The organism is Caballeronia sordidicola (assembly GCF_000729995.1).
GTDB classification, from domain to species: Bacteria; Pseudomonadota; Gammaproteobacteria; order Burkholderiales; family Burkholderiaceae; genus Caballeronia; species Caballeronia sordidicola_A.
In genome coordinates, this window is the sequence record NZ_JNFG01000004.1 from 173,565 (window position 1) to 187,558 (window position 13,994).

14 protein-coding genes are annotated in these 13,994 nt (G+C 62.3%); 11 read left to right on the forward strand and 3 right to left on the reverse strand.

Going from position 1 to position 13,994, the window contains the following annotated elements; genetic code table 11:
- The first annotated feature begins 33 nt into the window (after window positions 1-33).
- From FH08_RS0104065 to FH08_RS0104115, 11 genes are all read left to right on the forward strand, one after another.
- Window positions 34-414 (forward strand): response regulator, encoded by a 381-nt coding sequence (locus FH08_RS0104065; protein WP_031357093.1) that lies wholly within the window; start codon window positions 34-36, stop codon window positions 412-414.
- Window positions 415-513: 99 nt separating this feature from the next.
- Window positions 514-2,769 (forward strand): chemotaxis protein CheA, encoded by a 2,256-nt coding sequence (cheA, locus tag FH08_RS0104070; protein ID WP_031357094.1) that lies wholly within the window; start codon window positions 514-516, stop codon window positions 2,767-2,769.
- Window positions 2,770-2,809: 40 nt separating this feature from the next.
- Window positions 2,810-3,343 carry a chemotaxis protein CheW gene (cheW, locus tag FH08_RS0104075; RefSeq protein ID WP_031357095.1) on the forward strand — a complete coding sequence of 178 codons (534 nt, stop codon included), beginning with the start codon at window positions 2,810-2,812 and terminating at the stop codon, window positions 3,341-3,343.
- A 44-nt stretch (window positions 3,344-3,387) separates the two neighbouring features.
- The gene (locus FH08_RS0104080; protein WP_031357096.1) at window positions 3,388-5,178 is read left to right on the forward strand and encodes a methyl-accepting chemotaxis protein; all 1,791 of its coding nucleotides are present in this window, start codon (window positions 3,388-3,390) and stop codon (window positions 5,176-5,178) included.
- A 175-nt stretch (window positions 5,179-5,353) separates the two neighbouring features.
- A complete protein-coding gene (locus FH08_RS0104085) occupies window positions 5,354-6,301 on the forward strand; it encodes a CheR family methyltransferase (protein WP_051887717.1) in 948 nt (315 codons plus the stop codon).
- Window positions 6,298-7,017, forward strand: coding sequence for a chemoreceptor glutamine deamidase CheD (cheD, locus tag FH08_RS0104090; RefSeq protein WP_031357098.1), 720 nt, complete (start codon window positions 6,298-6,300; stop codon window positions 7,015-7,017). The genes FH08_RS0104085 and cheD overlap by 4 nt, the downstream gene beginning before the upstream one ends.
- The gene (locus tag FH08_RS0104095) at window positions 7,014-8,129 is read left to right on the forward strand and encodes a protein-glutamate methylesterase/protein-glutamine glutaminase (RefSeq protein WP_031357099.1); all 1,116 of its coding nucleotides are present in this window, start codon (window positions 7,014-7,016) and stop codon (window positions 8,127-8,129) included. The genes cheD and FH08_RS0104095 overlap by 4 nt, the downstream gene beginning before the upstream one ends.
- Window positions 8,130-8,220: 91 nt before the next feature.
- Window positions 8,221-8,616: a chemotaxis response regulator CheY gene (cheY, locus tag FH08_RS0104100; protein WP_031357100.1), complete on the forward strand. Its 396-nt coding sequence runs from the start codon at window positions 8,221-8,223 to the stop codon at window positions 8,614-8,616.
- Between the two features lie 11 nt (window positions 8,617-8,627).
- Window positions 8,628-9,326: a protein phosphatase CheZ gene (gene cheZ / locus FH08_RS0104105; protein WP_035565282.1), complete on the forward strand. Its 699-nt coding sequence runs from the start codon at window positions 8,628-8,630 to the stop codon at window positions 9,324-9,326.
- A gap of 271 nt (window positions 9,327-9,597) precedes the next feature.
- Window positions 9,598-10,125, forward strand: coding sequence for a DUF2844 domain-containing protein (locus FH08_RS0104110; RefSeq protein ID WP_235210279.1), 528 nt, complete (start codon window positions 9,598-9,600; stop codon window positions 10,123-10,125).
- 18 nt (window positions 10,126-10,143) lie between these two features.
- Window positions 10,144-11,409, forward strand: coding sequence for a DUF3443 domain-containing protein (locus FH08_RS0104115; RefSeq protein WP_051887719.1), 1,266 nt, complete (start codon window positions 10,144-10,146; stop codon window positions 11,407-11,409).
- Window positions 11,410-11,537: 128 nt separating this feature from the next.
- On the opposite strand, the gene FH08_RS0104120 is transcribed toward FH08_RS0104115, so the two are convergent.
- The 3 genes from FH08_RS0104120 to FH08_RS0104130 form a co-directional block, all read right to left on the reverse strand.
- A complete protein-coding gene (locus tag FH08_RS0104120) occupies window positions 11,538-12,335 on the reverse strand; it encodes an SDR family oxidoreductase (RefSeq protein WP_031357104.1) in 798 nt (265 codons plus the stop codon).
- Window positions 12,336-12,351: 16 nt separating this feature from the next.
- Window positions 12,352-13,005, reverse strand: a complete 654-nt coding sequence (locus FH08_RS0104125) for a thiol:disulfide interchange protein DsbA/DsbL (RefSeq protein ID WP_031357105.1) — start codon at window positions 13,003-13,005, stop codon at window positions 12,352-12,354.
- 208 nt (window positions 13,006-13,213) lie between these two features.
- Entirely contained in the window at window positions 13,214-13,966 is a 753-nt protein-coding gene (locus FH08_RS0104130) for an SPOR domain-containing protein (RefSeq protein WP_031357106.1), read from the reverse strand.
- Window positions 13,967-13,994 lie beyond the last annotated feature (28 nt).

Genomic DNA, 13,994 nt, shown 5'->3' on the forward strand with positions numbered 1-13,994 from the left:
GACAAGAACATCGGACAGAGGGCTGCAAATATCATGATCAAGAACATTCTGGCTGTCGACGACTCGGCTGCCATGCGGCAAATCCTCTCGGCGACGTTTGTCGCGGCAGGGTATCGCGTGGTGGTGGCTTTAGATGGCGCGGAAGCGTACGAAGCGGCGCTCGCGGAACAGTTCGATCTCGTGATCACCGACCAGAACATGCCGGCAATGAGCGGCCTGGAGCTGATCGGGAAATTGCGCGGACATCGTGCGTATGCGAATACGCCGATCCTCGTGCTGACGACCGAGTCGGGCGAGCCCTTCAAAGCCGCCGCGCGCGCAGTGGGCGCGACGGGCTGGCTCGAAAAGCCGTTCGACCCCGACATGCTGACCGAACTGGTCGCCACGTTGTCGGGAGCGGAACACCCGCACTGAAGCAAACCGTTCTTGCATCAAGTATCAGGCACGAAGAAAACATCAGCTTTTACGACGCGCATAGCGACGACAGACAAGGCATCCCGTGGTGACCCAGGCATGACACTCGACATTACGCAGTTCTATCAAACATTCTTCGACGAAGCCGACGAGCTGCTCGCGGACATGGAGCAGTTGCTGCTCGCGCTGGATCTGGCGAACCCCGATCCCGAAGATCTCGGGGCGATCTTCCGCGCGGCGCATTCGATCAAGGGCGGCGCGGCCACGTTCGGTTTTTCGGCGCTGACCGAGACCACGCACATCCTCGAGTCGTTGCTCGATCGGGCGCGCAATAACGAGCTGGTCCTGCGTCGCGACATGATCGATATGTTCCTCGAGACGAAAGACGTGCTGTCGGATCAGCTCGGCGCGTATCGCGCCAGTGCTGAGCCGGACGCAGCGGCCGCGAAGGCGATCTGCGCGAAGCTTGAGCACTTGCGGGACCACGATCCGGCTGACGCTGCCGTCGCCGCGGCAGGCGTTGCGCAGCCGCAGCCGTCGTTCACGGAAGCCGCCGCGATCGCGCAGGATCTCGCGCAAGTCGCGCTGGCGCTCGGTCCGAACGAACCGCCGCCGCATGTCGTCGAGCAAGCGAACGAGGCGGTCGAGGAAGACGGCGAATGGGCTGAATTTCCGGCTGCACCGGATGCAAGCCAAGGTGCCGAAGGCGCCGGGCAAGAGGGTCCTCACCTGAAAATTACGCTACGGGGGGTGGGAGAGAAGGACCAGGCTCTGCTGACTGAGGAGCTTGGAAACCTGGGTACTGTCGTCGGGGAATTGAAGTCGGGCAATGATTTGACGTTGTGGCTCGACTCGGATGTGTCCTCCGACGATATCGTCGCCGTGTGCTGTTTCGTGATCGATGAAGCGCAGATCGCGGTGAGCCGCGGCAATGCAGCGGATGCGGCGCCTGCTAGTGGGTCGCAAGCTGCTGCAGAGCAGGAAGATCTAGACGAGGTGGCAGCAAAAGCACCCGCACCTGAGAAGACGGAACCGGCGGCAGTCTCTGCTGCTGCCGCCGAGTCCCGCGCCAAGATATCCGCAAGCCCAGTGGTTGCAGAACCGTCCGAAGCGCCGAAGGCGCCGGAAGGCGACAAGAAGACGCGCGCGGCTGCCGCGCCGGCTGCCGCGGAAGGCAGCTCTATCCGCGTGGGTGTGGAGAAGGTCGATCAGCTGATCAACCTCGTCGGCGAACTGGTGATCACGCAGGCCATGCTCGCCGAAACCACGAGCACCTTCGATCCCGCCTTGCACGACCGCCTCTTCAATGGCATGGCGCAGCTCGAACGCAATGCGCGCGACCTGCAGGAAGCGGTGATGTCCATCCGCATGATGCCGATGGACTACGTCTTCAGCCGTTTCCCGCGCCTCGTGCGCGACTTGGCCGGAAAGCTCGGCAAGGAAGTCGAACTCGTCACGTTCGGACAGGCGACGGAGCTGGACAAGAGCTTGATTGAACGAATCATCGACCCGTTGACGCACCTCGTGCGCAACTCGCTCGACCATGGCATCGAAACCGTGGAAGCACGGCGTGCGGCGGGTAAAGCGACGGCGGGGCAGCTGGTGCTGTCGGCGGCGCATCACGGCGGCAACATCGTGATCGAAGTCAGCGACGACGGCGCGGGCTTGCGCCGCGACAAGATTCTTGCGAAGGCGATGAAGCAAGGCATGCAGGTCAGCGAGCAAATGTCCGACGACGAAGTCTGGCAACTGATCTTCATGCCGGGTTTTTCCACCGCCGAGCAGGTCACGGACATCTCCGGCCGCGGCGTGGGCATGGACGTGGTGAAACGCAACATCCAGGCGATGGGCGGCCATGTCGAGATCCAGTCGCGTGAAGGCAAGGGTACGACCACGAAGATCGTATTGCCGCTGACGCTGGCGATTCTGGACGGCATGTCGGTCAAGGTCGGCGCAGAGATCTTCATCCTGCCGCTGAACTTCGTGATGGAGTCGCTGCAACCCGTTGCCGACGATATCTACACGGTTGCCGGCGGCGAGCGCGTGGTCCGCGTTCGCGGCGAGTACCTGCCGCTGGTCGCACTGCACCAGGTCTTTGAAGTGACCGATGCGCGCACTGAACCCACGCAGGGAATCATCACGATCATCCAGTCGGAAGGACGCCGTTTTGCCATGCTGATCGATGAACTGGTCGGTCAGCAGCAAGTGGTGGTGAAGAACCTGGAAACGAATTACCGCAAGGTGCACGGCATTTCCGCCGCGACCATCCTGGGCGACGGCCGCGTCGCACTGATCGTCGACGTCGCGGCGCTGAATCGTGAAAACCGCTCGGCGCATGGCGCGCTGACGCATTAAACAGATAGTCGGAACACCCAACCAATTTTTGGAGGCTAACGTGGCAGCAGACATCCAATCGATTACTTCGGCGGTACAACGCCGTGACGTCCAACGTGTCAGCCAGGCCGAAGCGGCAGGACAGGAATTCCTCGTCTTCACGCTGGGCGCGGAAGAGTACGGCATCGATATCCTGAAAGTGCAGGAAATTCGCGGCTACGACAACGTCACGCGCATCGCGAACGCGCCGGCGTTCATCAAGGGCGTGATCAACTTGCGCGGCATCATCGTGCCGATCGTCGACATGCGCATCAAGTTCAATCTCGGTCGCGTGGAGTATGACAACCAGACCGTCGTGATCATCCTGAACGTCGCGCATCGCGTGGTCGGCATGGTGGTCGACGGCGTGTCCGACGTGCTCACGCTGCAAGCCGATCAAGTTATGCCGGCGCCGGAATTCGGCGCCACGCTCACGACCGAATACCTGACGGGTCTCGGTACCGTCGATGGCCGGATGCTGATCCTGATGGACATCGAAAAGTTGATGACGAGCAAGGAGATGGAGTTGATCGACTCCGTCGCCGTGCCCGCCTGAGTCTTCACATAGTTGGTTACCAATACGTTGGTCGGGAAGAAGACATGCTTAAGAACTGGTCGATTCGTACCACGCTGACGCTCGTGGGCCTGCTGTTCGTCGGCTTTGCGGCAGTGGTGAGCGCGTTGTCGCTCAACGGCTTGCGCTCGGCCGGCAATTCGCTTTCCTTGCTGGCGGACAGCGACATGGTGTCCATGCGCGCACTCAACGACGCGTCGTCGAACCTGCTGCGCTCACGCGTGGCGCTCGACCGCGTGCGCGGGCTGACGGAAGCGAACAACGCCGACGAAGCCAAGAAGGTGCTCGAGCGCGGGCAGTTCCTGCTCGATAAATCGAACGAGAGCTGGAAGCTGTTCTTGTCGACGCCCAAGCCGATGTTGCCGCAAGCCACGCTGGACGACATCGTGACGAAACGCGACGCGTTGATGCATGACGGCGTCGAACCCGAGTTCGCGGCGATGCGCACCGGCGACATGGCGGCGTACCACGCGATTGCGGACACCAAGATCAGCCCGATGTTCATCGCGCTCGACGCGGCGACGGCTGTCACGGCCGACTTGACCCAGAAGCACGCCGAGCAGTTGCGTGCGGACGCGGGGGCGAACATTGCGCTGCTGATCGAGGTGATCATTGGCGTGATGGTGCTGGCCGTGCTCACGCTGATCGCCACGCGTGTCGCGCTGGGCGGGATGATCGTGCAGCCGATCAACGATGCAGTCGATCACTTCGAGCGCATCGCCAAAGGCGATCTGACGAAGTCGGCGCATACGGACAAGACCAACGAGATCGGCCGGTTGTTTGCCGGTATCGAGCGGATGCGAACGAACCTGACCACGATGGTGGGATCGGTGCATCACGGTGCGGAATCTATCGATGTCGGCGCGCGCGAGATTGCGAGCGGCAACACGGATCTCTCGCAACGTACGGAAGAGCAAGCGGCGTCGCTGCAGGAAACGGCGTCGAGCATGGAGCAGCTCACGAGCACTGTGAAGCAGAACGCCGAGAACGCGCGCCAGGCTTCGCAACTGGCCGTCAACGCGTCCGATATTGCGTCGCGCGGCGGTCAGGTGGTGGAGCAGGTCGTGGACACCATGAGCGCGATTTCATCGAGTTCGAGCAAGGTGGTCGACATCATCGGTGTGATTGAAGGCATCGCGTTCCAGACCAATATTCTCGCGCTGAACGCGGCCGTGGAAGCGGCGCGGGCAGGAGAGGAAGGGCGTGGTTTCGCCGTCGTTGCAGGCGAAGTGCGCAGTCTGGCGCAACGCAGCGCGGCAGCGGCGAAAGAGATCAAGTCGCTGATCGGCGACTCCACCGCGAAGGTGGAAAGCGGCTCCGTGCTGGTCGCGCGCGCCGGCGAGACGATGGACGAAATCGTGCAGGCCGTGCGCCGTGTCACCGACATCATGGGCGAGATCAGCGCCGCGTCGGACGAGCAGTCGCAAGGCATTGAACAGGTGAGCCGCGCCGTTGGGCAGATGGACGAAGTCACGCAGCAGAACGCGGCGCTGGTTGAACAGGCGGCGGCCGCAGCGGCGTCGCTTGAAGAGCAGACACGCAAGCTGAAGGACGTGGTCGGCCATTGGCAAGTCAGCAGCGACGCGCCTTCCAGCGACCCGCGCGCGCGACTCGAACCGAAGGTTGTCGCCCGTGCGCATACCAACGCAAACCCCGCGATTAAAGTTGCAGCACGGCCTAACGTCGCGGCCAATCGCGCCGTTAATAAGCTTAGTGCCTCACCGGCTCCGGCCGCTTCGGCACCGGCAACACCGGTTGCGAAAGCGCCCGCAGCGAAGCTCGCAGCGGCCGCGTCCGGCGACTGGGAAACTTTTTAAGGCAGTGTCAGACAAGCATGCAGGCCCATCGAATCGCGCTCCTTGACGAGCATTTCAATGAAGCGCGCCGGGCCGTGTGGTTGTCGAAGAGACGCGGTGCAACGCCCCATGGGAATCCGACCGGAGACCCGTACCGGGCCGCCGCCGATGCACGTTCCAGCAGAACAAAGGCTAGATGATGGCAACGCGCCCACCCGTCGATTCACCCCGCGACCGGACCCGAACCGGTTCGGAAGTGGAACGCGACTTCGAATTCACCAGCGCCGATTTCGGCCGCATTCGCGACCTGATTCACCGGCGCGCCGGGATTTCGCTGTCCGAGCATAAACGCGACATGGCGTACAGCCGTCTCGCGCGACGTCTGCGCGCCTGCAATATCGATACGTTCCGCCTGTATCTCGATCGTCTCGAAGCGCAGCCGGATAGCGACGAGTGGGAAGCGTTCACCAACGCGCTGACCACGAACCTGACTGCGTTCTTCCGCGAATCGCATCATTTCCCGATTCTCGCCACGTTCGCGAAAGGCCGTCCGCAGCCGTTCTCGGTGTGGTGCTCGGCGGCATCGACGGGGGAAGAGCCGTATTCCATCGCCATGACGCTGATGGAAACGCTTGGCGACGCCGGCGCGCGTCATTGCACGGTGATTGCGACGGACATAGACAGCCAGGTCTTGCAGAAGGCCGACGCGGGCGTCTATTCGCTCGATTCGGTGAAGACCCTTGGGGCCGACCGCCTGAAGCGGTTTTTCCTGAAGGGCACGGGCGCGCATGCCGGCATGGTGAAGATCCGCCCGGAAGTGCGCGCGCTGGTGAAGTTCGAGCAACTGAACCTCACGGACGCGAAGTACGCGCTGCCCGGCCAGTTCGACGCGATCTTCTGCCGCAACGTGATGATCTACTTCGATAAACCCACGCAAGCGCAAGTGCTCGCGCGCTTCGAGCCGCTGATGAAGTCCGGCGGTTTGCTGTTCGCCGGGCACTCGGAAAACTTCACGTATGTGACGCAGGCATTCAAGCTGCGCGGCCAGACCGTGTACGGGTTGTCGCGTGATGCTGCTGCGGCGGCTGCGGCACTGGCCGCGGCGAAGAAAGCGGGCAAGACGCTCGCCGGGGAGCTCGCATGAGTGGCTTGCCGATCGCATCGAATCTTTACTTCGACAACCATTTCAAGCTCCCGGGCGTGAAGCTGTTGCCGAACGAGTTCTACATGACGAGCGAAGACATGGTGCTCGTCACGGTGCTCGGTTCATGCGTGGCGGCATGCATTCACGATCGCTCGGCGGGCATTGGCGGAATGAACCATTTCATGCTCCCCGACGACGGTTCCGACGCGTCGCAATCGAGCTCGGATTCCATGCGTTACGGCGCCTATGCAATGGAAGTGCTGATCAACGAGATGATCAAGCGCGGCGGCCGGCGCGAGCGCTTCGAAGCGAAAGTGTTCGGCGGCGGCGCGGTGCTGGCGGGCATGACGACGATTAACATCGGCGATCGCAATTCGGAGTTCGTGCGCCGATATCTCGCGCTGGAAAAGATTCGTATCGTGGCCGAGGACCTGCAAGGCATGTATCCGCGCAAGGTCGCGTTCATGCCGCGCACCGGCCAGGCCATGGTCAAGAAACTCATCACGCAACAAGATCCGAGCGTGGTCGAACGCGAGCAGGCGCTCGCGCGGCAAACACCCGAAGCACGCAGCGAACGGCTCGCGAAGGCACGTGCGCGCGTCGAGATGTTCAGCCGGCCCAAAGCCAACATTACCGATAAACCCCGCATCGAATTATTCGGTGCCGCAGCCGGCCTGCAGCGAACCGTCCGCACCAAGACGGCGGAGGAAGCATGACAACGGCCCGGAGCACGGAACCGAAAATTAGCGTGCTGTGCGTCGATGACTCGGCGCTGGTGCGCAGCCTGATGACCGAGATCATCAACTCGCAACCCGACATGCACGTGTGCGCAACTGCGCCTGATCCGCTGGTCGCGCGTGATCTCATCAAGCAGCACAACCCCGACGTCCTGACGCTCGACGTCGAAATGCCGCGCATGGACGGCCTCGATTTCCTCGAAAAGCTGATGCGGCTTCGGCCAATGCCGGTGGTGATGGTGTCGTCGCTGACGGAGCGCGGATCGGAAATCACGCTGCGCGCGCTGGAACTCGGCGCGGTGGATTTCGTGACGAAACCGCGCGTAGGTATTCGCGACGGCATGCTCGAATATGCAGAAAAACTCGCCGATAAAATTCGCGCAGCCGCCCGCGCACGGGTGCGGCAGACGCCTCACGTCGTGCATACGGCGCCTGGCGCCAGCGGCGCGGCAGCGGCCACGAAACCCACGCCGAATCTGAACAATCCGCTGGTGAGTACGGAGAAGCTGATCATTGTCGGGGCATCGACAGGCGGCACCGAAGCGATCCGGGAACTGCTGGTGCCCCTGCCGCCCGACGCGCCCGGCGTGATGATCGCGCAGCACATGCCGCCGGGCTTCACGAAGTCATTTGCACAACGTCTTAATGGCCTGTGCCGGATCGCGGTGAAGGAAGCGGAGCACGGCGAACGTGTGCTGCCGGGTCATGCGTACATCGCACCCGGCGACGCTCACCTGGTGCTCGTGCGCAGTGGTGCGAACTATGTGGCGCATCTCTCCGATGCCCCGCCGGTCAACCGCCACCGTCCTTCAGTCGATGTGCTGTTCCGATCCGCTGCGCAGAACGCCGGCAAGAACGCGCTCGGCGTGATCCTGACCGGCATGGGCCGCGACGGCGCGCAGGGCATGCTGGAGATGCAGCAAGCCGGCGCGTACACCTTCGCGCAGGACGAAGCGAGCTGCGTGGTGTTCGGCATGCCGCGCGAGGCTATTGCAACCGGCGGCGTCAGCGAGATCGCGCCGCTGGCGGAAATGACCCGGCGCGTGATGGCGCGGCTCAGTTCAATGGGTGAACGCACGCAGCGCGTTTAATCGACGCCAACAGAATTCGGATAGCAGCGGAATAGATACGCGGCGTAACGCGCCGCTTGCAGAAAACACAGGAACACAAGGAGCAGTGATGGTGGACAAGAACATGAAGATTTTGGTCGTCGATGACTTTCCGACGATGCGGCGGATTGTGCGAAACCTGCTGAAGGAGCTGGGTTTCTCCAACGTCGATGAAGCCGAAGACGGCGCGGCCGGTCTTGCACGCCTGCGCGGCGGCGGTTTCGAGTTCGTCATTTCCGACTGGAACATGCCGAACCTCGATGGCCTCGAAATGCTCAAGCAGATTCGCGGCGATGCCGCGCTGTCCCATCTGCCCGTGCTGATGGTGACGGCGGAATCGAAGAAGGAAAACATCATCGCCGCGGCGCAGGCTGGCGCGAGCGGATACGTGGTCAAGCCATTCACGGCGGCGACCCTCGACGAGAAGCTGCAGAAGATTCTCGAAAAGATGGCTAAGGCCGGGAGCTGATCGTGAACGAAATGACGAACCACGACACGCTTATCGACGTCGACGAAGGCGATGCATCGAGCGACCGCATCCTGGCGCGCATCGGGCAGTTGACGCGGACCCTGCGCGACTCCATGCGCGAACTTGGCCTCGACAAACAAGTGGAAGCCGCTGCCGAGATGGTGCCGGACGCGCGCGACCGCCTGAAGTACGTCGCCACGATGACGGAGCAAGCCGCCGAGCGCGCGCTGAACGCCATCGAGCTGGCCAAGCCGCTGCAGGAGAATATGCAGCGTGACGCACAGGCGCTGGATGCCCGCTGGGAGCAATGGTATGGCGCACCGCTCGAGAAAGCGGAAGTGAAGACCTTGCTGGCTGACACCCGGGGCTTTTTGCAACAAGTGCCGGTGCACACGGTCGCGACCAATACACAGTTACTCGAAATCATGCTCGCTCAGGATTTCCAGGATCTGACCGGTCAGGTGATCAAGAAGATTACCGACGTGGTGTACGTGATAGAGCAGCAATTGCTCGGCGTGCTGCTGGAGAACATTGCGCCCGAGCGGCGTGAACAATTCGCGGCACAGGCAGCGGCGCTGGCGGCCGCATCGAACTCTGCGAGCTCGTCGGATACGTTGCTGAACGGCCCGCAGATCAATCCGGAAGGCCGCACCGACGTAGTCCAGGACCAGACTCAAGTCGACGATCTGCTCGCCAGTCTCGGTTTTTGACAATACGAACGCTCGACGCGCGCGGGCTTGGCGCTGCGCAGGTGCATGCGCAGATGCTGGCGCTTGCACGCGTCGAGTCGCTTCCTGCGGCGTCAGCCCCCTGAAAGTATTCAGCGGCGCGCGACCATCCGCGTGTGTACGAGCCGTTGTTTTCCCGGTTCCGACTCAATCGACTGGCATACTGACAGCGCATTCTTATTAACTTTTGTGGCGCGGACGTTGCAGAAGGCAAAATAGCGAATATTGAGATAATCGAAACGAAGGAGCCGAAGTGAACACTTCGATCATTTCATTTAGCTTGCGGCGCGCAACGGCGCTCGCTAGCCTGGCAGCAGGGCTGACATTAAGCTTGCTAGCTGTATCCCCGGCTTATGCCGTGCTTGGCGGCGCGCCAATGACACCGCCCGCCGGCGCCACCGTGAACAACGCCGTGTCGCATGCGGCGGTTTCAGCGGTTGCTTCAGCAGCGGGTGCTACGGCCAGTTCTTACACCGTGCGCACAACGACGCTCGCCGTCGGGACGGTGGTGAACGAGTACGTCGGCACGGACGGCGTGGTGTTTGGCATTGCGTGGCAAGGTCGAAGAATTCCCGACCTGCCAACCTTGCTCGGCAGCTATTTCCCTCAATACGTGCAAGGTATCCAGAATCAGCGCGCCAACGGCGGCGGCCGCGGACCTGTCAGCGTGGCAGGCAGTGCGCTGGTGGTTCGCTCCGGCGGCCATATGGGCGCATTCGCCGGGCAGGCCTACCTGCCGCAGTCCTTGCCCGCGGGCGTCAGCCCCAGCGACATCCAATAACGGACGGAGACTTTTATTATGCGTCCGACGATTTCCTCGTCCAATCCGAGCTCGCGTTCGGGCCTGCTCCGGTGGCTTGCCGTGCTGAGCGTGTCGGTGTTACTCGCTGCCTGCGGCGGCGGAGGCGGCGATTCAGGCAGCAGTTCTGTCAGCAGCAGCAGTAGCAGCGGTAGCGGCAGCAATAGCACGCCGATCGCATCAACAGCGTCGAACACGGTGCCTATCACCGTCGGTCCCGGTGCACAAAACTTCGTCAATATCCCGAACGTATCGGTGACGGTGTGCGCGCCCGGCACGAACACGTGCCAGACCATCAACAACATTCAGCTTGATACCGGCTCGTACGGCTTGCGGCTGGCCAGCGACGCTGCCACGCAGATTTTGGGCAGCTTGCCGGTGGCCCAGTCGACGAGCAATGGTCAACTGGCGGAATGCACGCAATTCGCAGATGGCTTCACCTGGGGCACCGTGCGTACCGCCGATGTGAAGATCGGTGGCGAAACAGCGAGCAGCATTCCGATCCAGGTCGTGGGCGATCTGCCTGATTCCACGGTGCCGCTCAATGGCTGTATCAACGGCAGCAACGAGAGCACCTCGCGGCAACTGGGCGCGAACGGGATTCTCGGCGTGGGTGTTGCGGCGACCGATTGCGGTGTGGACTGTACGAACGCCGGGACCAGCAACTACTATTCGTGCCCGAGCGGGACAAACTGCTCGGCCATTGCCGTGCCGCTTGCCCAGCAGGTGGTCAATCCGGTGACGAAGTTCGCGGTGGACAACAACGGCGTGATCGTGCAATTGCCGTCGGTGGCGACGTCGGCGGCTTCTGCGACAGGCACGTTGGTGTTCGGGATCGGCACGCAGAGCAACAATGCGTTGACTGGCGTGACGTCGTATCGCTCGACGGATTTTGGCAACTTGATCGGCACCTATAAGGGCGCTTCGGTGACGACCATTGTGGATTCGGGTTCGAACGGCCTGTTCTTCACCGACAGCTCATTACCGGCCTGTACATCGACGTTTACGGACTTCTACTGTCCGGCGAGTGCGCAAGCGCTTTCTGCGACCGTTACCGGGTTAAATGGAGCGACGGGCACGGTGAACTTCACGGTCCTGAACGCGCAGACGCTGGCTGCCAGCGGCACGAACTATGCGCTTAATGGATTGGCCGGCAGCATTGGCTCGTTTCCGACGCTGTTCGACTTCGGCTTGCCGTTCTTCTTCGGCCGAAATGTTTATTTCGGTATTAACTCCAACGGAAATTCACCGTACATCGCGTTCTAAGCGCGATTGAGTTCACTTCGATAGCCTCAATGCGACGAGGAAAAACAACAAAGCCCGGCGAGTTTTGCGCCGGGCTTTGTTTTTCGTGGAGGCGTTTTTTGCTTCTGCACGCGTACAGTTTTAAACGATCATTCCCCCGCGCGCGGTTTCCTCGGCGCCTTCTCCATCAAGCGGTCATACAGCCAGCGCGGCACCACGTGCAGCAGCGAACCGGCTACACGCATCTGCCAGGGAAACGTTGCAAACCGGACTTTCCTCGCGATCGCATCGGCGCTTTTGGCGGCGAATACATTTGCGTCCATCAGGAAGGGCATCGGATACGGATTGTGCTCGGTCATCGCGGTGCGGATATAACCCGGCGCAATGGTCACTACCGATACCCCCTTCGGCCGCATCTCCACCCGCAACGCTTCGAGATACTTCAGCGCCGCCGATTTCGACGCGCTGTACGCGCCCGAACCCGGCAAGCCGCGAATGCCCGCCACGCTTGCGATGCCAACCAGTGTTCCGCGCCGCTCCGCGACCATGCGGGCGACAAACGGCTCAAACGTCGCGATCATCCCGAAGTAGTTGATATCCATCACGTCGCGAAACGTATCGAGGTCGCCATGACCCGTCAGCGCGCCGCGGCTGACACCGGCGTTGGCGATCACCACGTCGGCGCCCCCATGCTGCGCGCAGAATTGCGCCGCGGCGTGACCAAGCGCGCCGGCGTCGCGGACGTCGGCGGGATAGATCGAGATGGAATGGGAGGGAAAGCGTGCGGCGAATGCCGCGAGGGTGTCGCCACGACGGGCAACGAGGCCAAGCACCGCACCGCGCCGGAGATATTCCTCGGCGAGCGCGAGGCCAATGCCGCTGGATGCGCCGGTGATGAAAACTCTCAGCCGGGCTGGCGCGACGCCATTGCCCGGCGTGTCCTTCATAGCGGCGCTCACGCCGTTACATCTTCTTCGCGCGAACCTGGCCAACCAGGAAATCCAGGACCTGAATCGTGCCCGGCAGGCTGTTCGTGGTCGCGGGACCCGTCTCGTACTTGCCCTGCACGGCGAGCGTCGGCACGCCGTCGATCTTGTAATCCTGCATCAGCTTGGTATCGCGTTGCAGGTCGCTTTGCGTCGAGAAGGAGTTGTACGCGTCCATGTACTTCTTCTTGTCGACACCTTGCGTGGCGAGGAACGTAGCCTGCGCTTCCGGCGTCAGCAGATAGTTCTTCTTCACGTGGATCTCGTTGAACACCGCGGGCGTGAGCTTGTCTGCGAGGCCGAGTGCGTCGAGTGCGTGATACATCTTCGAATGCGGGATGAAGTCATCGCGGAACGCAACCGGCACGCGCTTGAAGACGACATCAGGACCTTGCTTCTTGATCCATGCTTCCAGATACGGGTCGAATTCGTTGCAGTGCGGGCAGCCATACCACATGAACTCGATCACTTCGATCTTGCCCTGCGCGTCCACCGGCTGCGCAGCTTGCAGCACCGTGTAGTCGGTGCCCGCAACGGGCGCTGCCGGCGATGCGTGCGCCGCATTCATGGCGCTCAGGGTACCGGCTGCGAGGCCGAGGGACAGAGCGAGGGCGCTGAAGAATTTTTTCATAATGACCGAGAAAGGGCGTGGAGACGCGAAAGGGGAACACACGACGCTTAAAGGAGGCTTAAACCTGCTTGGCTGGACCGCTGCTACGGCCATGCCTTGATAGCCCACGCCGCTGTCGGCCACAGCTCAGTGGCGCTCGGCGCTCATGCTATCAACCCGCGCCAGCCTTGGTCGAAAGGCCGCGCGGGCTGCGGGGTCTACTGCGCGTTCACTGCTTGGAGAAGCGGATGACCGCAGTGTCCACGCCTGCATCGGAAAGCCGCTGGCGCACGTTGTTCATGTCCTCGAACTTCGTGAACGGTCCAATCCGCACGCGGAAATACGTGACGTTGCCGGCATCGCGTTGCGTGACCTTCGACTCGAAACCCTGGAAACCGAGCCGTGCGCGCTGCTGCTCTGCATCGGCCTGGGTCTTGTACGCGCCAACCTGCAGGAAATAGCCCGTGTTCGCGTCGCCGGGCGCGGGCGGCGTGACCTTGGCCGTCGATGAAGCCTGCGCCTCAGCCGGCTTCTTCGCCGGCGTGGCGCTCGACGAGCCGCCCGGCGCGTTCGCAACCGGCGGCACGGTGGCCGGCTTCGGCGCGACGGCCGTACCGTTCGCGGCCGACGGCGGCACTTCCAGGATCTCCGGCTCGTCCTGCACGCCCGACGACTGCGTCTGGTTGTTCGTCTGCCCGGGCGCGGTATTCGGCGGTGCGGGCTGCGCGGCTTGCGGCACGGCCTGGCCGGGCGTCTTGCCCTGGAGCGGCCGGTTCGGGTCATACGGCTGTCCCGTGGCGGGCGCGGAGACCGCGTCGGCTGGAGCCGGCGCGACCTTCGCGACGAACGGCGTGGGCGCGCGCGTGATGTACAGCGCCACGATGACTGCAATTGCAAGGCCGACAATCAAGCCCAGCACGATACCGAGAAAAGTGCCCCCAGTTTGCTTCGACTGCTTCGACGTGCTGCGTGGTTTTGCCATCGTATGAATAACCTGCAAAAAGTCTTCT